We start from the raw sequence: 20,857 nt of genomic DNA on the forward strand, positions 1-20,857 counted from the left end.
GCCCGCCGCGGTTCGGTCCTCAGGGCTCGGGAGTGGCGGGCGCCTCGGCGAGGTTCGTCTCGGCGAGCGCCGTCACACGGGTGAGGAGATCCCCGGCGCGGAGCGCCTGCGCGGGCTCCAGCCCCGCCGGCGCGGGTGCGGCGGGCACGAGCAGGTCGCCGGTCCCGTCGCCGGTGTGCAGCCACACCGCGGTCAGCGAGATCCCGGGGATCTGCAGCATCCGCATCTCGTACACGACTTCTCCGATGCCGGCCTCCTGGGCTGCGGCGACCGCATCGGCGAGTCCTGCCACCGCGGGACCGCGGCTGACCTGCTGCACTTGCAGCGCGCCGTCGCTCTCGTCGGCGTCGGCCGTGACCACCCCGTGGGCGGTCCCGGTCACGAGGGTGCGCCAGCCGGTCGGCGTCGCCGCCTCCAGCCCCTCACCGGCGACGAGCCGATCCAGGCGCAGGGTGTACAGCGGCGCCGTCCCGTCCATCGTGGGCGAGGTGGCGACGAGTCCCGCCATGTCGCCGACGGCGCCGGCGGGGATGCGCAGCTGCGCGAGGGTGTCGTGGACCGCTGCGGCGAGCCCCTGCGGGGTCTCGGGGTTCATGATGGGCATGTTCTCTCCTCAGCGTCGGGTCAGGTAGTAGTGGGTGACGGATCCCGAGCCCTGATAGGCGGACAGGAACGTCGAGAGTCGGATGTCGGTGACGGTGCCCCCGGGATCGTGCACGGTGATGAACTCGGTGTTCTCCAGATAGCCGTCCACGGCGACCACGTGACCGCCGCCGCCCGCCCATTGGATGCGGGCGGACACCGGCCTGCCGCCGTCGATCTCGGCCTGGAGGTCGGCGAATGACGGCTGGGCGTTGAAGAACCGGTTCAGGTGCCCCGCGCGCGTCAGCGCGTCGGCGGCACCGTGCTGCACGTTGCAGACGCTGCTCGCCCCGTTCACCTGGCACGTGGTCTGGCCCAGCACGACGTCTGCGAGCGCTCCCTGCGTCCAGGTGTCGCCGTAGAAGTTCCCGACGCTCACCGCGTTCGCGCACCAGCACCAGTTCGTCTGCTGCTGATTCTGCATCGTGAAGCCGAGGCGCCGCCATCCCACATCCACGACGTCGGCCTTCTCGACGACCACGATGTCGGTGACGATGTTCAACGGCGTGCCCCATTGGGCATCCACCACGAACGTGACGCCGTGGTTGGCGTCGTAGGGCGGGCCGTGCGGGGTGATGTTGCGCACCACGACGGTGGCCGACCCGACGAATCGCGGACTGTGCGCCGGATCCTGCGCGTTCGGCGCGTACTCCGCGGCCGAAATCAGCACGACGGAGTCGTTGTCGATGGCGTCCCAGTTCATGTTGAGCGCCGTCCGGCCCTTGACCCCCTGCCAGTACTTCCGCACCGCGCGCATGTCACAGCCCCGTGTACTCGGGGGCGGCGTCGAGCACCGTGATGTCGGTCACGATGTCCAGCGGCGAACCCCAGTCGACCGTCACGACGAAGGTCACACCGTGATTCGCGTCGTACGGCGGACCGTGCGGGCTGATGTTGGAGACGGTGACGCTCGCCGAGCCCACGAAACGCGGCGACGCCTCCGGACGGTTGGCGTCGGTGGAGTACTCGGATGCCGCGATCAGCACCACCGAGTCGTTGTTGATGATGTCCCAGTTGAAGTTCAACGGCACACGACCCTGAAGGTTGTGCCAGTACTGCCGCACGGTGTGGGGCACGGGAGTTCCTCTCGCTCCGGATGTCGGCACGGTCGCGCCGCAGGGGAGGAGCACACGATCCGCGCGGTGATACCTCGCCTCGTCGGGTAGGTTGGAACCCGAACCACAGCAACCTTTAACACCGTCCCGTGAGGCGGAGAAGGGAGCGGCGGATGAGCACGCGCACCGTGCTGTCCAGCGCCGACATCGATCGAGCCCTGACTCGGATCTCGCACGAGATCCTCGAGTCCAACCGCGGGCCCGAGGGCCTCGTGCTCCTCGGCATCCCGACCCGCGGCGTTCCGCTCGCCGAGCGCATCGCCGCGCTCATCACCCGGTTCGGGGGAGTGCCGGTTCCGGCCGGATCGCTCGACGTGACGATGTACCGGGACGACCTGCACCGCAACCCCACCCGCACGCCGCGGCCGACGCAGATCCCCGACGGCGGGATCGACGGCAGGACGGTCGTGCTCGTCGACGACGTGCTGTTCTCGGGCCGGAGCATCCGCGCCGCCCTCGACGCCCTGCAGGACATCGGCCGCCCCGCCGCGGTGCGGCTGGCGACCCTCGTCGACCGCGGTCATCGCGAACTGCCCATCCGACCCGACTTCGTGGGCAAGAACCTGCCCAGCTCCCGCGACGAGCGCGTGCACGTGCGGCTCGCCGAGATCGACGACGTCGAGGAGGTGACGATCGAGTCATGAGGCACCTGCTCGACACCCAGACCCTGTCGCGCGAGGACGCGCTGCAGATCCTCGACGTGGCCGAGGACATGGCCGACACGCAGCGCCGCGAGATCAAGAAGCTCCCGACGCTGCGGGGCAAGACCGTGGTGAACCTGTTCTTCGAGGACTCCACCCGCACGCGCATCTCGTTCGAGGCCGCAGCCAAGCGCCTGAGCGCCGACGTGATCAACTTCTCGGCGAAGGGCTCCAGCGTCTCCAAGGGCGAGAGTCTGCAGGACACCGCCCAGACCCTGCAGGCGATGGGCGCCGACGCCGTCGTGATCCGTCACGGCGCCTCCGGTGCGCCGCGCACCCTCGCCACCAGCGGCTGGATCACCGCGGGCGTGGTCAACGCGGGCGACGGCACGCACGAGCATCCGACGCAGGCGCTGCTGGATGCCTTCACGATCCGCAAGCGCACCTTCGGCGACGACAGCCGGGGCCGCGACCTCGCCGGGCTGAAGGTCGCGATCGTCGGCGACGTGCTGCACTCGCGCGTCGCGCGCTCGAACGTGTGGCTGCTGACGACCCTCGGCGCACAGGTCACGCTGGTCGCCCCGCCCACGCTCGTGCCGCAGGACGTCTCGGGCTGGCCGGCGCGCATCGAGTACGACCTCGATGCGGCCATCTCCGAGGGGCCCGACGCCCTCATGATGCTGCGCATCCAGCTCGAGCGCATGGGAGCGGCGTATTTCCCCACTGAACGGGAGTATTCCCGGCGCTGGGGACTGGATGCCGCGCGGCTGGCCGCCCTGGCGCCGGGTAGCATGGTGATGCACCCCGGGCCCATGAACCGGGGTCTGGAGATCTCCGCCGACGCCGCCGATTCCGCACGTTCGACCGTGCTCGAGCAGGTCGCGAACGGCGTGTCGGTGCGCATGGCGGCGCTCTACCTGCTCCTGGCGGGGGAGCGCTCCGCGCCCGAGAACCGAGACACCGCCCCGCTGACGAAGGAAGAGACCCGATGACCCTCTCGTCCCCGGCACTGCACATCCGCGGTGCGCTCCTCGAGGGTGGTCAGGCGGCCGACCTCATCGTCGAGGACGGCGTGCTCACCGAGGTCGGCACCGGCCTCAGTCGCGCCGGCGCGACGGTCGTGGACGCCGACGGACTCGTCGCCCTCCCCGGCCTCGTCGACCTGCACACCCACCTGCGCGAGCCCGGCTACGAGGCATCCGAGACGATCCTCACCGGGTCGCGTGCCGCCGCCGCCGGAGGGTTCACCACGGTCTTCGCGATGCCGAACACCTCGCCGGTGGCCGACACGGCCGGCGTCGTCGAGCAGGAGCTCGCCCTCGGCGAGGCCGCCGGCTACGTCACGGTGCAGCCGATCGGCGCCGTCACCGTGGGTCAGAAGGGCGAGCGGCTGGCAGAGCTGGGCGCGATGGCCGATTCCCGCGCCCGGGTGCGCGTGTTCAGCGACGACGGCTTCTGCGTGTGGGACCCGCTCATCATGCGGCGCGCGCTGGAGTACGTGAAGGCGTTCGACGGCGTCATCGCGCAGCATGCGCAGGACCCGCGGCTGACCGAGGGCGCGCAGCTCAACGAGGGCTCCGTCTCGGCCGAACTCGGGCTCACGGGCTGGCCCGCCGTCGCGGAGGAGTCGATCATCGCCCGCGACGTGCTGCTGGCCGAGCACGTCGGCTCGCGCCTGCACCTGTGCCACCTCTCCACCGCCGGATCGGTCGACATCATCCGCTGGGCGAAGAAGCGCGGGGTGAACGTCACGGCCGAGGTCACCCCCCACCACCTGCTGCTGACCGACGACCTCGCCCGCGGCTACGACCCCCGGTTCAAGGTGAACCCGCCGCTGCGCCGCGAGGAAGACGTGATGGCCGTCCGCGAGGGCCTGGCCGACGGCACGATCGACATCGTCGCCACCGACCACGCCCCGCACCCCGCCGAGGCCAAGGCCTGCGAGTGGCAGGCCGCCGCCAACGGCATGGTGGGCCTGGAGAGCGCGCTGCGCGTCGTGCAGCAGGCGATGATCGACACGGGGATGATCGACTGGGCGGACGTCGCCCGGGTCATGTCGCGGGAGCCCGCGCGCATTGGCCGGCTCGCGGGTGCCGGCACCCCGCTCTCGGTCGGTCAGCCGGCCTCGTTCACCCTCTACGACCCGGCCCCGGTGCGGACGTTCGCGACCTCCGACCTGCACGGGCGCAGCGTCAACTCGCCCTACCTCGGGCGCGACCTGCCCGGCGAGGTGCGCTGGACGGTCCACCGCGGTCGACCCACCGTGGTCGACGGCGTCCTGCGCGAGCAGGCGGAGGTGACGGCATGAGCCGCGAACTGGTGCTGACCCTGTGGATCCTGATCGCGGTCGCGCTACTGGGCCTCCTCGCGTGGGCGTGGTGGCGACGCATCCGACGCGACGCGGGCCTCATCGCGCCGGTGGGCGAGGCACCGGCCGGCGCGTCCTCCCTCGCGACGTTCTCGGGTCTGTACGTCGCGACCACGGTGCACGACCAGCCGCTCGAGCGCCTCGCGATCCGCCGGCTGGGCTTCCGTTCCCGGGTGGACGTGACGGTGACGGATGCCGGCATCGCCCTCGATCTCACCGGCGCCCCGCGCATCTTCCTCGACGCGTCCCGCCTCACCGCGGCCGACCAGTCCACCGTCGCGATCGACCGCGTCGTCGAACGCGACGGTCTCGCCCGTCTCGCCTGGCGCATCGACGACGCCACGATCGTCGACACGTACCTCCGACCCCAGGATGCCTCGGCCCGCGCGCTCGTCGACGCGGTCCGCCCGATCATCCCTCCCGCAGCCCCGACAGGAAGCGACGCATGACCGCCCTGCTCTCGAAAGACCCCGCCGTCCTCGTGCTCGAAGACGGCACACGTCACGCCGGCCGCGCCTACGGCGCCCACGGCACGACCCTCGGCGAGGTGGTGTTCGCCACCGGGATGACCGGCTACCAGGAGACGCTCACCGACCCGTCGTACGCCGGGCAGATCGTGCTGCAGACCGCGCCGCACATCGGCAACACCGGCATGAACGGCGAGGACCCCGAGTCCCGCCGCATCTGGGTGGCCGGCTACATCGTGCGAGACCCCTCCCGCGTCGTGTCGAACTGGCGCGCCGACGAGTCGCTCGACGACGCGCTCGTGACCGACGGCGTGGTGGGCATCAGCGGAATCGACACGCGCGCGGTGACCCGCCACATCCGCTCCGCCGGCAGCATGCGCGGCGGCATCTTCTCGGGTGCGGATGCCGCGCTTCCCGTCGACGAGCAGCTGCGCATCGTGCGCGAGGCGCCGCAGATGGCCGGGCAGAACCTCTCCGCCGCGGTGTCGGTGGCCGCGACCGAGGTCACGCCCGCCACCGGCGAGCGCATCGGCAACCTCGCCGTCCTCGACCTCGGCGTGAAGCAGGCGACGATCGACAACCTCGCCGCGAGAGGGTTCGACGTGCACGTGCTCCCGCAGGACGTCACGATCGAGGGCATCCGGGCGATCGACCCCGTCGCGGTCTTCTACTCCAACGGACCGGGCGACCCCGCGGCATCGGGCGATCACGTCGCCCTGCTGCGCGCCGTGCTCGACGAGCGTCTGCCCTTCTTCGGGATCTGCTTCGGCAACCAGCTGCTCGGTCGCGCCCTCGGACTGGGCACGTACAAGCTGCCGTTCGGGCACCGCGGCATCAACCAGCCCGTGCTCGACAAGCAGACCGGCCGCGTGGAGATCACCGCGCACAACCACGGCTTCGCCGTCGACGCGCCCCTGGAGGGCTCGTTCGACAGTCCGAACGGCTACGGCGCCGTCGAGGTGTCGCACATCGGGCTGAACGACCGGGTCGTCGAGGGCCTCCGCGCGCTCGACATCCCCGCTTTCTCGGTGCAGTACCACCCCGAGGCCGCCGCCGGCCCGCACGATGCCAACTACCTGTTCGACCGCTTCCGCGACATGGTGATCGCGACCCAGGAGACCACGAAGAATGCCTAAGCGCGACGACATCACGAGCGTCCTGGTCATCGGCTCCGGCCCGATCGTCATCGGCCAGGCCTGCGAGTTCGACTACTCCGGCACCCAGGCGTGCCGGGTGCTCCGCGAGGAGGGCGTGCGCGTCATCCTGGTCAACTCCAACCCGGCGACGATCATGACCGACCCCGACTTCGCCGACGCGACCTACATCGAGCCGATCACCCCCGAGGTGATCGAGACGATCATCGCCAAGGAGCGGCCCGACGCGATCCTGCCGACCCTCGGCGGGCAGACCGCCCTGAACGCGGCGATCGCGCTGCACAAGCGCGGCACCCTGGTGAAGTACGACGTCGAACTCATCGGGGCCGACTTCGAGGCGATCAACAAGGGCGAGGACCGGCAGATCTTCAAGCAGCTCGTGCTGGACGCGGGGGCGGATGTCGCGGCATCCGTCATCTGCCACACGATGGAGGAGCTCCTCGCCGGCGCCGAGAAGCTCGGCTATCCGCTCGTGGTGCGCCCGTCGTTCACGATGGGCGGCCTCGGATCGGGCTTCGCGTACGACGAGACCGACCTCCGCCGCATCGGCGGCGCGGGCCTGCACGACTCGCCCACCAACGAGGTGCTCCTGGAGGAGTCGATCCTCGGGTGGAAGGAGTACGAGCTCGAACTCATGCGCGACACCGCCGACAACACCGTCGTGGTGTGCTCCATCGAGAACGTCGACCCTGTCGGCGTGCACACGGGCGACTCGATCACGGTCGCTCCGGCGCTCACGCTGACCGACCGCGAGTACCAGAAGCTCCGCGACATCGGCATCGACATCATCCGCGCCGTGGGTGTGGACACCGGCGGCTGCAACATCCAGTTCGCCGTCGACCCGGCGACCGGCCGCATCATCGTCATCGAGATGAACCCGCGCGTGTCGCGCTCCTCGGCGCTCGCGTCGAAGGCCACGGGCTTCCCGATCGCCAAGATCGCCGCCAAGCTCGCGATCGGCTACCGCCTCGACGAGATCCCCAACGACATCACGAAGGTCACTCCGGCGAGCTTCGAGCCGACGCTGGACTACGTCGTGGTGAAGGTGCCGCGGTTCAACTTCGAGAAGTTCCCCGCCGCCGACACGACGCTCACCACCACCATGAAGTCGGTGGGCGAGGCGATGGCGATCGGGCGCAACTACACCACGGCCCTGCAGAAGGCGCTGCGCTCGCTCGAGAAGCGCGGGTCGTCGTTCCACTGGGGTGCGGAGGAGCGTTCGGTCGACGAGCTGCTCGAGATCGCCTCGGTGCCGACCGACGGTCGCATCGTCGTGCTGCAGCAGGCGCTGCGCAAGGGCGCCACCGTCGAGCAGGCGTTCGAGGCGACCAAGATCGACCCGTGGTTCCTCGACCAGATCGTGCTGATCAACGAGGTCGCCGACGCCGTGCGCACGGCGGGGGAGCTGGATGCCGACACGCTGCTCCTCGCGAAGGAGCACGGCTTCAGCGACGCCCAGGTCGCCCAGCTGCGGGGCATCACGGAGACCGAGGTGCGCGGCATCCGTCACGCGATGCGCCTGCGTCCCGTCTACAAGACGGTCGACACGTGCGCGGGGGAGTTCCCGGCGCTGACCCCGTACCACTACTCCAGCTACGACTTCGAGACCGAGGTGACCCCCTCGGAGCGCACCAAGGTCGTCATCATCGGCTCGGGCCCGAACCGCATCGGGCAGGGCGTCGAGTTCGACTACTCGTGCGTGCACGCGTCGTTCGCCCTGTCGGCCGCCGGATACGAGACCGTCATGGTCAACTGCAACCCCGAGACCGTCTCGACCGACTACGACACGAGCGACCGTCTCTACTTCGAGCCCCTCACGCTGGAGGACGTGCTCGAGGTGCTGCACGCCGAGGCCCAGTCGGGCACGATCCTGGGCGTCGTCTGCCAGCTCGGCGGTCAGACGCCGCTGGGTCTGGCGAAGGGCATCGAGGACGCCGGCTACATGATCCTCGGCACCAGTCCCGCCGCGATCGACCTCGCCGAGGAGCGCGAGCTCTTCTCCCGACTCCTCGACGAGGCGGGGCTCGTCGCGCCGCGCAGCGGCACCGCGATCGACGTCGACGGCGCCGTGGCGATCGCCGAGGAGATCGGCTACCCGGTGCTGGTGCGCCCGAGCTTCGTGCTCGGCGGGCGGGGCATGGAGATCATCTACTCGACCGAGGCCGTGCGCGACTACTTCGTGCGGATCGCCGACCAGGCGATCATCGGCCCGGGGCTCCCGCTGCTGGTCGACCGCTTCCTCGACGACGCGATCGAGCTCGACGTCGACGCGCTCTACGACGGCGAGCAGCTGTACATCGGCGGCGTCATGGAGCACCTCGAGGAGGCCGGCATCCACTCCGGCGACTCCTCGTGCACGCTGCCGCCGGTCTCGCTCGGCCGGACCGACATCGACCGGGTGCGCGAGGCGACGCTCGCCATCGCGTCGGGTGTGGGCGTGCGCGGTCTGCTGAACGTGCAGTTCGCGATCTCCGCCGGCGTGCTCTACGTCATCGAGGCCAACCCACGCGCGAGCCGCACGGTGCCGTTCGTCTCGAAGGCGCTCGGCATCCCGCTCGCCAAGGCCGCGAGCCGCATCATGGCCGGCGCCACGATCGCCTCGCTCGTCGACGAGGGCCTGCTGCCCGCGGGTGACGGCTCGCGTGTGCCGCTGGGCGCCCCGGTCGCGGTCAAGGAGGCGGTGCTGCCGTTCAAGAGGTTCCGTACGCGAGACGGCCGCACGGTCGACTCCGTGCTCGGCCCGGAGATGCGCTCCACCGGCGAGGTCATGGGCATCGACCGCGACTTCCCGACGGCGTTCGCCAAGAGCCAGGAGGCGGCGTACGGCGGCATGCCGCTGTCGGGCACGGTGTTCATCTCCGTCGCCGACAGCGACAAGCGCGCCGTCATCCTCCCCGCCCACCGCCTGCAGCAGCTCGGCTTCACCCTCGTGGCGACCGAGGGGACCGCCGAGATCCTCGGCCGCAACGGCATCGACGTGACCGTGGTGTCGAAGTACAGCGAGACGCAGGGCTCGGGGGAGCGCAACATCGTCGACCTGATCAACGACGGCGAGATCGACATCGTCGTGAACACGCCCTCCGGCGGATCCGCGCGCGCCGACGGCTACGAGATCCGCGCCGCGGCCGTCGCCGCCGACAAGGCGCTGTTCACCACGATGGCGGTCCTCGGTGCCGCGGTGAGCGCCATGGACGCGATGCACGACGGGTTCGCCGTGCGCAGCCTCCAGGAGTACGCGCTGGATCGGGCCGGGCGCGCGTGATCTCGTTCGGCGCGCGACTGCGGGCGGCGCTGGACCGCTCCGGACCGCTGTGCGTCGGAATCGACCCGCACGCGCACCTGCTCGCCGAGTGGGGGCTGGATGCCTCCGCCGCCGGGGTGCGTGAGTTCGGGCTGCGGGTGGTCGAGGCCGCCGCCGGGACGGTGGGCGTGGTCAAACCGCAGGTGGCGTTCTTCGAGCCGTACGGATCCGCGGGGTTCGCCGCGCTCGAGGAGGTGCAGCGGGCGGCACGGGATGCCGGGCTGCTTGTGATCGCCGACGCCAAGCGCGGTGACATCGGCACCACGATGGACGGCTACGCGGCCGCGTGGCTCGCCCCCGGAGCACCGCTCGAGGCCGACGCCCTCACGGTGAGCCCCTACCTCGGCCCCGACTCGCTGCGCGGCACCCTCACCACCGCGGTGCAGCACGGAAAGGGCGTCTTCGTGCTGGCCGCGACCAGCAATCCCGAGGCCTACCCCGTGCAGAGCGCGCGCACGATCGACGTGGCCGCGACCGACGACCAGTCCGTGGCCGAACGGGTCGCCCGCGATGTGGGCTGGGTTAACGGCTCGGCCGCGTTCGCGGGAGGCCTCGGTCCGATCGGACTCGTGGTGGGTGCGACCGTCGACCGCGCCGCTGTCGGCCTCCCCGATGCGGCGCTGATCGGCGCGCCGATCCTCGCACCCGGCTTCGGGGCGCAGGGCGCCGAGCCCGCCGACCTGGGGCGCCTGTTCGGTGTGCTCGCGGGCAATGTCGTGGCCAGTGAGAGCCGCAGCATCCTGTCGGCCGGTCCGGACGGGATCGCCGCGCGCATCCGCGCACGCGCGGACCTGTACCGTGGGTATCTCGATGCCTGACACCTCCGTTCCCCCCGACGGCCCCGCCCCGGACAGCCCCGAGAATCCGCCGCGCAGCTCCGGCGCGCACACGCGGCCTCCCGAGGTCGACCGCGTCGCGGCATCCCGTCGCGCCGTCGCGGCACGTCGCGAGCGCGCCGCCCTCAAACGCGACGTCACCATGCGCGTGATCAGCCCGCAGGAGCTGCTGCGCCGCGCCCTCGCCGGCCCCGAGACGCCCGCCGGCGCCATGCGCGTCACGGAGTTCCTCACCGCCATCCCGGCGATCGGGGAGGGCAAGCGCGACCGCATCCTCGCGCAGCTCGGCATCTCTCCGGTCAAGCGCCTCGGCGGTCTCGGCGCCCGGCAGCGCTCCGTGCTCACCGCATTCCTCGACGAGCGTCTTCCCGAACCGCGACCGCGCGGCGGACGCAGCCGCCTCGTGGTGCTGGCAGGCCCCACGGCGGTGGGCAAGGGGACGGTCGCCGCACACATCCGCGCGCACCACCCCGAGATCATGCTGTCCGTCTCGGCCACGACCCGCGCCCCCCGGCCGGGGGAGGTCGACGGCGAGCACTACTTCTTCGTGGACGACGCCGAGTTCGATCGGATGATCGCCGCGAACGAGCTCCTCGAACACGCCACGGTGCACAACCGCTTCCGATACGGCACCCCGCGCGGTCCCATCCGGACGGCACTCGCGCAGGGCCGCGCGGTGCTGCTGGAGATCGACCTGCAGGGAGCGCGCCAGGTTCTGGCCGCCGACCCGGCGGCCACCCTCGTGTTCCTGCTGCCGCCCAGCTGGGACGAGCTCGTGCAGCGCCTCGTCGGCCGCGGCACCGAGGGCGACGAGGAGCGCGCCCGGCGCCTCCGCACCGCGAAGGTGGAGTTGGCGGCGCAGGGCGAGTTCGACTACCGCGTCGTGAACGACGACGTGGCCCGCGCCGCCGAGGAGGTCGCCGCGCTGACCCGCTGACCCCGGGTCTCTCGGCCGCCGGGTCCGGGAAGCGGTGATCGGCCTGTCAGCGGGCCGGGGCGCAGCATCCAGCCCGCACCTCGTCCGATCTCCGATTCTCGGACCGGGGATGGGTGGACGCGACGGTACGCCGTAGAGCTCGTGGGCAACCGTCATCGGCACCCTCAATCGGGCCAAGACGCGGAGCACAGCCCGACAGCGGGCCGCGGCGCAACATCCAGCCCGCTCCTCGTCCGGTATCCGAATCCCGGACCCGACGATCAGCGGGCCCGGTGGAGGCCCTGGGCGACGGCGGTCATGATCTGCTGCTGCACGCCCGGCCAGTCGTCGAGCACCTGGGCGTACCCGACCCGGATGACGTGGTAGCCGCGAAGCATCAGTTGCGCGTCGTGGCGCACGTCGCTCTCGCGCTGCCTGCCGACGTGGGTGGCGCCGTCGATCTGCAGCACCAGGCGGTCGCCGATGAGGAAGTCGACGCGATGTCCTTCGAGCCATGCCTGCGGCACGATCCGTAGCTTCATCCATCGCAGTCGCGGCACCACGATCGTCTCCAGGCCCGAATCCGAGAACGGGGTGCATTCATCGAGGAGCGAACGCGCGTGCGCGGTCAGCGTGAGGCGACCGAGAACGGCCCGATCGACCAGCCGCTTGTTGAGTGCTGACTCCCACACGGCGAGTGCGGCTTCGCGCGGCTGGCAGTGCGCGACCTGCACGAGCACGTTCTCGATCCCGTCGCCCAGCGCACCTGGCGCGCGGGTGATCAGGGGCGCCCGCCAATGCAGGACGGCGTCGGTGTGCAACCGTGGTCGCTGAGCATGCGGCGGCGCGGCGACATGCAGCTCCTCACCGCCGAGCACCCACAGCCCGAGGCGCTTCGCCTGCGTGACGCACGTGATCACGACCCCCGCCCGCGCGGCCGTGACCGCGAGGGCATCGGCATCGGGCAATGCCACCCAGACGCGCCGCACGGTGGCGAGCCGCCTCTGCGCGACGAGGTCGGCGAGGAGGTGCTTGCTGTGACCCGCTCGCACGAGGTCCTGCCTTCGCACCACGCCGCCTTGACCTCGGACAGCCTTCAGCGCCGCGGCGATCGCAGCGGTTCGGTCTCGCATTCTTCGATCCTGGTCGGTTGCAGCCTGGGCCGACCGCGCTTACTCACGAATGAAGGGCATCCGCCGGATGCTGCGCCGCACGCTACCTGGGGAGGAGTCGGGTCCCCTCGCCTGAGGCCCAGAATCGTGGATCGACCGAACGGCGGGTCGTGGCGCAGCATCCGCTCCGCATCTCGTCCGATCTCCGAATCCTGGACTAGTAGACGGTCCACTCGCCTCGGATGCGGAAGGCGGGATCCGAGGGTGAGGAGACCGCGCACCCCGTCCGAGAATCGGGGATCGGCCGAGCGGCGGGTCGTGGCGCAGCATCCAGCCCGCTCCTCGTCCGATCTCCGATTCTCGGACCGACGGCGGGGCGCGTGCACCCAGCCGCGCGCCGTGGGCACGGCCTCCAGCGGTCGGCTAGAATAGGCGGATGTGTGCGCGCTCGCGCGCACCCCCGGACACAGGAGGTTCCATGGCAGGAACGAACCAGGGCATCATCGAGCCCCCCATCGACAGCCTTCTCGAGAAGGTCGACTCGAAGTACCAGCTCGTGATCTACGCGTCCAAGCGCGCGCGTCAGATCAACGACTACTACTCCGACCTGCACGAGGGGAACCTCTTCGACAACGTGGGTCCGCTCGTCGACTCCACCGTCGAGGACAAGCCCCTGACGATCGCGATGCACGAGATCCACGAGGACAAGCTGCGCCTGCGCAGCAACGCCGAGTGATCCTCCGTCACTTCGTGTGACACGCCCCGGACGGCTGTCAGCCGTCCGGGGCATACTTGTGCCGACCCCCATTCCCCACCTGGAGCATCGATGACCGAGCTGCGCCTGTTCACGTCCGAGTCCGTCACGGAAGGGCATCCCGACAAGATCTGCGACCAGATCTCCGACAGCATCCTCGACGCCCTCATCGCACAGGACCCGAACGCCCGTGTGGCCGTCGAGACGCTCGTGACCACGGGTCTCGTGCACGTCGCCGGCGAGGTGCGCACCGACGGGTACGCCGACATCCCGGGCATCGTGCGCGGTGTCGTCAACCGCATCGGCTACACCTCCAGCGAGACCGGTTTCGACGGCGACTCGTGCGGCGTCACCGTCTCGATCGGCGAGCAGTCCAGCGACATCGCCGCCGGCGTCGAGAGCGCGCTCGAGCATCGCGAGGGCGGCTCGGCCGATCCGATCGACGCGCTCGGCGCCGGCGACCAGGGCATCATGTTCGGCTACGCGACCAACGAGACGCCCGAGTACATGCCGATGGCGATCTGGACCGCGCACCGGCTCGCGGAGCGCCTCACCGACGCCCGCCGCTCCGGAGCGCTGCCGTTCCTGCGCCCCGACGGCAAGACGCAGGTGACGCTCGGCTACGACGGCGCGACGCCCCGCACCGTCGACACCGTCGTGCTCTCCACGCAGCACGACCCCGACATCTCGCTCGCTGCGCTCCGTGCCGCCGTGCAGGCCGAGGTCATCGAGCCGGTGCTGGCCAAGACCGGCCTCGACGTGTCGGGCACGAAGTTCATCATCAACCCGGCCGGAGACTTCGTCATCGGCGGTCCCAAGGGCGACGCCGGGCTCACCGGGCGCAAGATCATCATCGACACCTACGGCGGGGCGTCGCGCCACGGCGGCGGAGCGTTCAGCGGCAAGGACCCGTCGAAGGTCGACCGCTCGGCCGCCTACGCGATGCGCTGGGTCGCCAAGAACGCCGTCGCCGCCGGTCTCGCCGACCGCCTCGAGGTGCAGGTCGCGTACGCCATCGGACAGGCCAAGCCCGTCGGCCTGTACGTCGAGTCGTTCGGCACCGCGCACGTCGATGAGGACACCATCGTGCGCGCCATCACGGACGTGTTCGACCTGCGTCCGAAGGCGATCATCGACGGCCTCGATCTGCTCCGCCCGATCTATGCGCAGACGGCCGCCTACGGCCACTTCGGCCGGGAGCTGCCCGACTTCACCTGGGAGCGCCTGGACCGCGTCGACGAACTGCGCGCCGCCGCAGGCCTCTGACGTGCGGGTGGGGCGCGTCGCGCGCGTCCTGCTGGATGCGCCGCTGCCGCAGCTCGACCGGCTGTTCGACTACGAGGTTCCGCGCGAGCTGCACGACCAGGTCGCTCCCGGCGTGCGCGTCCGCGCCCCGCTGCGCTCGGCGGGGCGCATGGTCGACGCCTACGTCGTCGAGGTACTCGATCACGTCGAGAGCGAGCGGCCGCTGTCCGAGCTCGACGCGGTCGTCTCGCCGGTCGCGGTCCTGACCCCGGCGCTGTACCGGCTCGCGCGGCGCGCCGCCGACCGGGCGGCGGGTTCGGCATCCGACATCCTGCGCCTGGCGATCCCCAAGCGCATGGTGCGCGCCGAGAAGGCGTGGGCGGCCGCTCCCGAGCCGACGGCGACGGATGCCCCGCCCGAGCTCCGCGCGTGGGCGTCGGGCGTGCTGGCGGCGCACCCGGGGCTCTCCACCGCGCTCGCGGCGGGGGAGCGGGTCGCGGTCGACGCGACCCCGCACACCGTCACCCTCGGCGCCGACCCGACGTCGAGGGTGGAGGTGGGGGTGTGGGCCGAGCTCCTCGCCGCCGCGGCGGCCGAGACGCTCGCCGCCGGACGCAGCGCCGTGCTCGTGGTGCCCGATCACCGCGATCAGACGCAGGTCGAGGCGGTGCTGGAGGCGCACGGTCTGGGCGAAGCGGTCGTGCGCGCCGACGCCCGCCGCAGCGGCCCGGAACGGTACGCCGGCTACCTCCGCATGCTCGCCGACGCGCCGTGCGTCGTGGTCGGCAACCGGTCGGCGGTGTACGCGCCGGTATCGCGGCTCGGACTCGTGGCGCTGTGGGACGACGGCGACCCGCTGCTGTCGGAGCCGCTCAGCCCGGGGGTGCACGCGCGCGATGCCGCCCTGATCCGGCAGGAGCTCGACGGCTGCGCACTGATGCTGGCCGGACACACCCGCACCTCCGACGTGGAGCGGCTCGTCGCCGTCGGCTGGGTGCGGGAGCTTCCCGCCGCCCGACGCTCGTCGCCCCGCGTGGTGCTGAGCGCCACGCGCGAGGGCGAGGCGCGCTCGCGGGTGCCCTCGGCCGCGTTCGCCGCAGCCCGCGAGGCGCTGGCGTCGGGACCGGTGCTCGTGCAGGTGGCACGCCCCGGGTACGCGCCCGTGCTCGTGTGCGCGGAGTGCCGCCGCCCGGCGCGGTGCGCCCAGTGCGCCGGGCCGCTGCATGCCCGTCGCCCCGGAGCCGTGCCCGACTGCGGGTGGTGCGGCCGCGCCGCGGTCGGCTGGGCGTGCCCGCACTGCTCGTCCGATCGGGTGCGCATGGCGTCGGCGGGCAGTGAGCGCACCGCCGACGAGCTCGGTCGTGCGTTCCCGGGCATCCGCGTCATCATCGCCGACGGCGACCACCCGATCTCGCAGGTCGACGCCCGCCCCGCGCTGGTGGTCGCCACCCGCGGCGGCGAACCGCACGCCCTCGGCGGGTATCGCGCGGTCATCCTGCTCGACGGGGATCGGATGCTGATGGCCGACGACCTGCGCATCGGCGAGTCGTGTCTGCGCTGGTGGTCGAACGCCGCAGCCCTCGCCGCCCCGGGCGCACCCGTGCACCTGGTGGGGGTCACCGGCGGGGTGGCGCGCGCACTCGCGACGTGGACGCAGCCGGCGTACGCCCGCTCCGAGCTCGCCGAGCGCGCCCCACTGCACATGCCGCCGACCGTGCGCGTGGCGAGCGTCGCGGGCACAACCCCCGAGGTGCAGGGCGCCCTCGAGGCGCTGCGCGCCGCGGTGCCCGCCCTCGGCGCCGATGCCGTGCTCGGTCCGGTGCGCGTCGACCCCCCGGACGCCGCGGGCGGCGAGAACAGCGCGCGCGTCGGCGGGAGGACCGGCAGTGCCCGCGCCGCCGGGGGAGACGACGAGGCTCGCGCGTTCGTGCGCTTCGACTACGCCCTGGGGACCGCGGTGACGGCGTCGCTGCGCGCGTCGGTCGTCGCGGCGGCGCTGCGCACCCGGCGCCCGGCCAAGGGGAGACCCCCAGGACCCCGCAATACACTCAAAGTCCGGGTCGACGTGCCCGATCTCGATCTGTGAGGAACCCCCGCATGCGCCTCGTGTTCGCCGGCACCCCTGAGGCCGCCGTCCCCTCACTGCGCGCCCTGGCCGCCTCCGCGCACGAGGTGGCGGGCGTCGTCACGCGGTCCGATGCACCCCTCGGCCGCAAGCGCGTGCTCACCCCCTCGCCGGTGGCGCGCGTCGCCGTCGAGCTCGGCATCCCGGTCGTGAAGGCCGACCGACTGGATGCTGCCGCCACCGCCGCCGTCCACGAGCTCGCCCCCGATCTGGGGGTCATCGTGGCGTACGGCGGTCTCGTGCGCGAACCGCTGCTGTCGGCGCCCCGGCACGGCTGGATCAACCTGCACTTCTCGCTGCTCCCGGCCTGGCGCGGCGCGGCGCCGGTGCAGCGCGCCCTCATCGCCGGCGACGCCGTGACCGGCGCCAGTGTGTTCCAGCTGGTGCCCGCACTGGACGCCGGCGACGTCTACGCCGAGCTGGAGCATCCCCTCGACGGCTCCGAGACCGCCGGAGACCTGCTCGACGCCCTCGCCGTCTCGGGTGCCGACCTCCTCGTGTCGGTCGTCGACGGGATCGCCGCGGGGACCGCACACGCCGTGCCGCAGACGGGGGAGCCGACGCTCGCCCCCAAGCTCGTCCTCGACGACGGCCGCCTCCGGTGGGACGAGCCGGCGGACGCCGTCCTCGCGCGCCTGCGCGGAGTGACGCCCGAGCCGGGCGCCTGGACCACGATCGGCGGCGAGCGCCTCAAGATCCATCGGGCCGCGGCATCCGTCGCCGACCGACAGCTGAGCCCGGGGGTGATCGTCGCCGACGGCCGCGAGGTGCTCGCCGGCACCGGCACCGCGCCGATCCGCATCGACACCGTGCAGCCCGCGGGTCGCGGTGCCATGCCCGCGGCCGACTGGTGGCGGGGGCAGCGCGCCGACGAGCTGCAGGCCGGGTCATGAGCGCGCCGCGGATCGGCGGGGTCACCCCGGCGCGGCGTGTCGCCTACGAGACGCTGCGGGCGGTGCACGACTCCGACGCCTACGCCAACCTGCTGCTGCCGCGTGCGATCGAGCGCGCGGGGCTGTCGACCGCCGACGCGGCTTTGGCCACCGAGCTCACCTACGGCACGCTGCGACGACAGGGCACCTACGACGCGATCGTCGCCTCCGCCGCCGACCGTCCGGCGGACGGCATCGATCCGCCGGTCCTGGACGCCCTGCGTCTGGGGGTGCACCAGCTGCTCTCGACCCGCGTGGCCTCGCACGCCGCGGTGAACGAGTCGGTGCAGCTGGCGCGGGATGCCGGCGGCCGAGGTGCCGCCGGATTCGTCAACGCCGTGCTGCGACGCGTCTCGCGCGACACCCCCGGCGCGTGGCTCGCCCGCGTCGAGGAGGCCGCGCGCTCCGACGACGAGCGCATCGGGCTCGTCTCGAGCCATCCGGTGTGGATCGTGCGGGCGTTCCGGCGCGCGCTGGCCGCGGAGGGCCGCGCCGACGAGCTCGACGCGCTCCTCGCGGCCGACAACGCCTCGCCGCGCGTCACCATGGCGGCGCTGCCCGGGCTGGCCGAGCCTCCGATCGACGCCGCGCGCCGCGCGTACTCGCCGCTCGCGTTCACGCTCGACGGCGGAGACCCGGAGCAGATCGTGACGGCCTCGGAGGGACGCGTCCGGGTGCAGGACGAGGGATCGCAGCTGGCCGCGCTCGCGCTGTCGCGCGCCGTGCCGGTGCAGGCGGGGGAGCGATGGCTCGACCTGTGCGCGGGACCGGGCGGCAAGACCGCGATCCTCGCGGCCGAGGCACTCGCCACCGGCGCCACTCTCGACGCCAACGAGATCGTCCCGGCCAGAGCGGGCCTGGTGCGCCGGTCCGTCGCCGGGGTGCCGCTCGAGGTCGAGGTGTCGGAGGAGGACGGCCGCAGCCGCGCCGCGGGGGCCGCCGGCAGCTACGACCGCGTGCTCGTCGACGCGCCCTGCACCGGCCTCGGCGCGCTCCGCCGTCGCCCCGAGGCGCGCTGGCGCAAGACCCCGGCCGACGTGCCCGAGCTGAGCGAGCTGCAGCGCGAGCTGCTCACCGCCGCAGTCGACGCCCTGCGCCCCGGCGGGATCGTGGCGTACGTCACGTGCTCTCCGCACCTGGCCGAGACGGCGGCCGTCGTGGCCGACGTCCGCCGTGCGTTCGGCGACGACCTCGAGGAGATCGACGCCCGCGCGGTGATCCGGGGGGTGGCGCAGCATCCGATCGAGCTCCCCGACCCGATCGAACCCTCCGGGCGCGCGCAGCTGTGGCCGCACCGGCACGGCACCGACGCGATGTCGATCACGCTCCTGCGCCGCACCGCCTGATCGCAGCGGTCAGTCGCGCAGCCGCACCGCGCCGCCCAGAGCGGCGAGCTCCGTGCGCAGCACCGCGAGCGCGGCGGGGTGCAGGCGGGCGAGTTCCCGCGCGTCGACCGTGATGGCCGCGGCATCCGCGCCGCGGGCGGCGACGGTCTCCCGCAGCATCGTCACGACGAACTCCGCTCCGGCGAACCCGAGCTCGCCGCCGAGACGCACCGTGGTGCCCTCGGCGCCCTCGTCGACCTCGATGCCCGGTTCGGCGACCGCCTCGTGCGGCTCGAAAACGTGCATCCCGAAGTCCGAGGCCAGTCGCTCCACGATCGCGCTGGCGCGCACGCTGTTGCCGTGCGCGTCGAGACGCGGGCTGAAGGCGGCGACCCCGAACTGCGACGGGGAGACGGCGACGAGCCCGCCGCTCACTCCGCTCTTGGCGGGAAGGCCGACGCGCAGCATCCATTCGCCCGAGGAGTCGTACATTCCACAGCTCGACATGATCGACACGACGTCGCGCGCGACGTCCTCGGAGACGACCCGCTCGCGGGTCACCGGATTGACGCCGCCGAAGGCGAGCGTCGCCGACATCACGGCGAGGTCGCGCACGGTGACGAGCACGGCGCACTGCCGGAAGTAGGTCTCCACCGCGGGGTCGACCTCGCTGCCGAGGAGACCGTACGAGCGGAGGAGGTGTGCGAGCGCTCTGTTGCGGTCACCCGTCGCCGACTCCGAGCGGTAGACGGCCTCGTCGATCCACAGGCTGCGTCCGGCGAACGCCGAGAGCATCGCCACGATGCGCGCCGTGCGCGTGTCGATGTCGTCGCCCGCGATGAGAGAGGTCGTGGCGATCGCGCCGGCGTTCACGAGCGGGTTCGCCGGACGCCCCGTGCCCTCCTCGAGGCTGATCGCATTGAACGGCTCACCGCTGGGCTCGACCCCCACGTGCGCGAGCACCCGGTCCCGCCCGAGCTCGTGCAGGGCGAGGGCGAGCACGAACGGCTTCGAGATGGACTGCATCGTGAACTCGACGCGGTCGTCGCCGACCGAGAGCACCCGGCCGCGTGCCGTGGCCACCGCGAACGCGAGCGGATCGGGATCGGCGTGCGCGAGTTCGGGGATGTACGCGGCGGTCGCACCCTCCGTGCGCGGCCGGACCTCGTCGAGCACGCCGTCGAGGAGCTGCAGGATGGGGTGCACGCCCTCGACCATAATGGGTGCGTGCCCGACGAGAACGCCCGCGACCTCCGCATCAACCCCAGCATCCTGGCCGCCGACTTCGTGAACATGCAGTTCGAGCTCGGCCGGATCGCCACGGCCGACTTCGTGCACGTCGACGTGATGGACAACCACTTCGTGCCGAACCTCACCTTCGGCCCGCAGATGGTCGAGCGCATCCAGGCCACGAGCCCGGTGCCGCTGGACGTGCACCTGATGATCGACGAGCCGGAGCGCTGGGCGCCGGAGTACGCGGAGCTGGGCGCGGCATCCGTCACCTTCCATCTCGAGGCCGCGACCGAGCCGGTCGCCCTCGCGCGCCGGCTGCGCGCGATCGGCGCCCGCGCGGGAGTCGCCGTCAAACCCGCGACGCCGGTGGAGTCGCTGTTCGACGTGCTCGACGAGTTCGATCAGATCCTGGTGATGACGGTCGAGCCGGGCTTCGGCGGACAGTCGTTCATGCCCGAGACGATGCCGAAGCTCGCGCTGCTCTCCGCCGAGGCGCGGCGCCGCGGCAGCCAGGTGTGGCTTCAGGTCGACGGCGGGATCGGCGAGTCCACGATCGCGCAGGCGGCCGAAGCGGGCGCCGACACGTTCGTCGCCGGATCGGCCGTGTTCGGCGCGGGTGTTCCGGATGCCGCGATCGCCGCGCTGCGCGCCACGGCCGGCCGCCACGTGCACGCCGGCACGCGCTGACCTG

General features: G+C 72.2%; 19 protein-coding genes. 14 read left to right on the plus strand and 5 right to left on the minus strand.

Going from position 1 to position 20,857, the window contains the following annotated elements; all coding sequences use genetic code 11:
• Positions 1-19 precede the first annotated feature (19 nt).
• Genes ACSJDX_RS12485 through ACSJDX_RS12495 form a run of 3 tightly spaced genes read right to left on the minus strand, consistent with a single transcriptional unit; the run spans position 20 to position 1,718 of the window.
• Positions 20-604 (minus strand): hypothetical protein, encoded by a 585-nt coding sequence (locus ACSJDX_RS12485; RefSeq protein ID WP_438352982.1) that lies wholly within the window; start codon positions 602-604, stop codon positions 20-22.
• Positions 605-613: 9 nt separating this feature from the next.
• A complete protein-coding gene (locus ACSJDX_RS12490) occupies positions 614-1,399 on the minus strand; it encodes a C39 family peptidase (RefSeq protein ID WP_438352983.1) in 786 nt (261 codons plus the stop codon).
• A gap of 1 nt (position 1,400) precedes the next feature.
• Positions 1,401-1,718 carry a hypothetical protein gene (locus ACSJDX_RS12495; protein ID WP_438352984.1) on the minus strand — a complete coding sequence of 106 codons (318 nt, stop codon included), beginning with the start codon at positions 1,716-1,718 and terminating at the stop codon, positions 1,401-1,403.
• 152 nt (positions 1,719-1,870) lie between these two features.
• On the opposite strand from ACSJDX_RS12495, the gene pyrR reads away from it, so the two are divergent.
• Genes pyrR through gmk form a run of 8 tightly spaced genes read left to right on the plus strand, consistent with a single transcriptional unit; the run spans position 1,871 to position 11,461 of the window.
• Positions 1,871-2,401, plus strand: coding sequence for a bifunctional pyr operon transcriptional regulator/uracil phosphoribosyltransferase PyrR (pyrR, locus tag ACSJDX_RS12500; RefSeq protein WP_438352985.1), 531 nt, complete (start codon positions 1,871-1,873; stop codon positions 2,399-2,401).
• Positions 2,398-3,390, plus strand: a complete 993-nt coding sequence (locus ACSJDX_RS12505) for an aspartate carbamoyltransferase catalytic subunit (protein WP_438352986.1) — start codon at positions 2,398-2,400, stop codon at positions 3,388-3,390. The genes pyrR and ACSJDX_RS12505 overlap by 4 nt, the downstream gene beginning before the upstream one ends.
• A complete protein-coding gene (locus ACSJDX_RS12510) occupies positions 3,387-4,706 on the plus strand; it encodes a dihydroorotase (protein WP_438352987.1) in 1,320 nt (439 codons plus the stop codon). The genes ACSJDX_RS12505 and ACSJDX_RS12510 overlap by 4 nt, the downstream gene beginning before the upstream one ends.
• Complete coding sequence (locus tag ACSJDX_RS12515; protein WP_438352988.1) at positions 4,703-5,215, plus strand: PH-like domain-containing protein; 513 nt, start codon at positions 4,703-4,705, stop codon at positions 5,213-5,215. Before ACSJDX_RS12510 ends, ACSJDX_RS12515 begins: the two co-directional genes overlap by 4 nt.
• Complete coding sequence (gene carA / locus ACSJDX_RS12520; protein ID WP_438352989.1) at positions 5,212-6,369, plus strand: glutamine-hydrolyzing carbamoyl-phosphate synthase small subunit; 1,158 nt, start codon at positions 5,212-5,214, stop codon at positions 6,367-6,369. Before ACSJDX_RS12515 ends, carA begins: the two co-directional genes overlap by 4 nt.
• The gene (carB, locus tag ACSJDX_RS12525; protein ID WP_438352990.1) at positions 6,362-9,649 is read left to right on the plus strand and encodes a carbamoyl-phosphate synthase large subunit; all 3,288 of its coding nucleotides are present in this window, start codon (positions 6,362-6,364) and stop codon (positions 9,647-9,649) included. The genes carA and carB overlap by 8 nt, the downstream gene beginning before the upstream one ends.
• Complete coding sequence (gene pyrF, locus ACSJDX_RS12530; protein WP_438352991.1) at positions 9,646-10,506, plus strand: orotidine-5'-phosphate decarboxylase; 861 nt, start codon at positions 9,646-9,648, stop codon at positions 10,504-10,506. Before carB ends, pyrF begins: the two co-directional genes overlap by 4 nt.
• Positions 10,499-11,461 carry a guanylate kinase gene (gene gmk, locus ACSJDX_RS12535; protein WP_438352992.1) on the plus strand — a complete coding sequence of 321 codons (963 nt, stop codon included), beginning with the start codon at positions 10,499-10,501 and terminating at the stop codon, positions 11,459-11,461. The genes pyrF and gmk overlap by 8 nt, the downstream gene beginning before the upstream one ends.
• A 260-nt stretch (positions 11,462-11,721) precedes the next feature.
• Here gmk and ACSJDX_RS12540 read toward each other — a convergent pair whose 3' ends face one another.
• Entirely contained in the window at positions 11,722-12,573 is an 852-nt protein-coding gene (locus ACSJDX_RS12540) for an endonuclease domain-containing protein (protein WP_438352993.1), read from the minus strand.
• A 457-nt stretch (positions 12,574-13,030) separates the two neighbouring features.
• Between ACSJDX_RS12540 and rpoZ the strand changes: the two genes are divergently transcribed.
• The 5 genes from rpoZ (at position 13,031) to ACSJDX_RS12565 (ending at position 18,954) form a co-directional block, all read left to right on the plus strand.
• Complete coding sequence (gene rpoZ / locus ACSJDX_RS12545) at positions 13,031-13,288, plus strand: DNA-directed RNA polymerase subunit omega (protein WP_438352994.1); 258 nt, start codon at positions 13,031-13,033, stop codon at positions 13,286-13,288.
• A gap of 90 nt (positions 13,289-13,378) precedes the next feature.
• Complete coding sequence (gene metK, locus ACSJDX_RS12550) at positions 13,379-14,572, plus strand: methionine adenosyltransferase (RefSeq protein WP_438352995.1); 1,194 nt, start codon at positions 13,379-13,381, stop codon at positions 14,570-14,572.
• Between the two features lie 7 nt (positions 14,573-14,579).
• Positions 14,580-16,637, plus strand: coding sequence for a primosomal protein N' (locus tag ACSJDX_RS12555; protein ID WP_438354985.1), 2,058 nt, complete (start codon positions 14,580-14,582; stop codon positions 16,635-16,637).
• 11 nt (positions 16,638-16,648) lie between these two features.
• Positions 16,649-17,569 carry a methionyl-tRNA formyltransferase gene (gene fmt / locus ACSJDX_RS12560; protein ID WP_438352996.1) on the plus strand — a complete coding sequence of 307 codons (921 nt, stop codon included), beginning with the start codon at positions 16,649-16,651 and terminating at the stop codon, positions 17,567-17,569.
• Positions 17,566-18,954 carry an RsmB/NOP family class I SAM-dependent RNA methyltransferase gene (locus ACSJDX_RS12565; RefSeq protein ID WP_438352997.1) on the plus strand — a complete coding sequence of 463 codons (1,389 nt, stop codon included), beginning with the start codon at positions 17,566-17,568 and terminating at the stop codon, positions 18,952-18,954. The genes fmt and ACSJDX_RS12565 overlap by 4 nt, the downstream gene beginning before the upstream one ends.
• Positions 18,955-18,963: 9 nt before the next feature.
• Here ACSJDX_RS12565 and glsA read toward each other — a convergent pair whose 3' ends face one another.
• Entirely contained in the window at positions 18,964-20,139 is a 1,176-nt protein-coding gene (glsA, locus tag ACSJDX_RS12570) for a glutaminase A (protein WP_438352998.1), read from the minus strand.
• Between the two features lie 87 nt (positions 20,140-20,226).
• On the opposite strand from glsA, the gene rpe reads away from it, so the two are divergent.
• Positions 20,227-20,853: a ribulose-phosphate 3-epimerase gene (gene rpe, locus ACSJDX_RS12575; RefSeq protein ID WP_438354986.1), complete on the plus strand. Its 627-nt coding sequence runs from the start codon at positions 20,227-20,229 to the stop codon at positions 20,851-20,853.
• Positions 20,854-20,857: the final 4 nt, after the last annotated feature.

The organism is Microbacterium fluminis, assembly GCF_051549805.1.
Classification (GTDB): domain Bacteria; phylum Actinomycetota; class Actinomycetes; order Actinomycetales; family Microbacteriaceae; genus Microbacterium.

Coding starts and splice junctions, on each gene's coding strand:
- pyrR (WP_438352985.1), top strand. CDS start 1,871: ATGAGCACGCGCACCGTGCTGTCCAGCGCCGACATCGATCGAGCCCTG.
- carA (WP_438352989.1), top strand. CDS start 5,212: ATGACCGCCCTGCTCTCGAAAGACCCCGCCGTCCTCGTGCTCGAAGAC.
- ACSJDX_RS12485 (WP_438352982.1), bottom strand. CDS start 604: ATGCCCATCATGAACCCCGAGACCCCGCAGGGGCTCGCCGCAGCGGTC.
- ACSJDX_RS12515 (WP_438352988.1), top strand. CDS start 4,703: ATGAGCCGCGAACTGGTGCTGACCCTGTGGATCCTGATCGCGGTCGCG.
- ACSJDX_RS12540 (WP_438352993.1), bottom strand. CDS start 12,573: ATGCGAGACCGAACCGCTGCGATCGCCGCGGCGCTGAAGGCTGTCCGA.
- rpe (WP_438354986.1), top strand. CDS start 20,227: ATGCAGTTCGAGCTCGGCCGGATCGCCACGGCCGACTTCGTGCACGTC.
- ACSJDX_RS12510 (WP_438352987.1), top strand. CDS start 3,387: ATGACCCTCTCGTCCCCGGCACTGCACATCCGCGGTGCGCTCCTCGAG.
- metK (WP_438352995.1), top strand. CDS start 13,379: ATGACCGAGCTGCGCCTGTTCACGTCCGAGTCCGTCACGGAAGGGCAT.
- ACSJDX_RS12565 (WP_438352997.1), top strand. CDS start 17,566: ATGAGCGCGCCGCGGATCGGCGGGGTCACCCCGGCGCGGCGTGTCGCC.
- carB (WP_438352990.1), top strand. CDS start 6,362: ATGCCTAAGCGCGACGACATCACGAGCGTCCTGGTCATCGGCTCCGGC.
- ACSJDX_RS12490 (WP_438352983.1), bottom strand. CDS start 1,399: ATGCGCGCGGTGCGGAAGTACTGGCAGGGGGTCAAGGGCCGGACGGCG.
- rpoZ (WP_438352994.1), top strand. CDS start 13,031: ATGGCAGGAACGAACCAGGGCATCATCGAGCCCCCCATCGACAGCCTT.
- gmk (WP_438352992.1), top strand. CDS start 10,499: ATGCCTGACACCTCCGTTCCCCCCGACGGCCCCGCCCCGGACAGCCCC.
- ACSJDX_RS12505 (WP_438352986.1), top strand. CDS start 2,398: ATGAGGCACCTGCTCGACACCCAGACCCTGTCGCGCGAGGACGCGCTG.
- fmt (WP_438352996.1), top strand. CDS start 16,649: ATGCGCCTCGTGTTCGCCGGCACCCCTGAGGCCGCCGTCCCCTCACTG.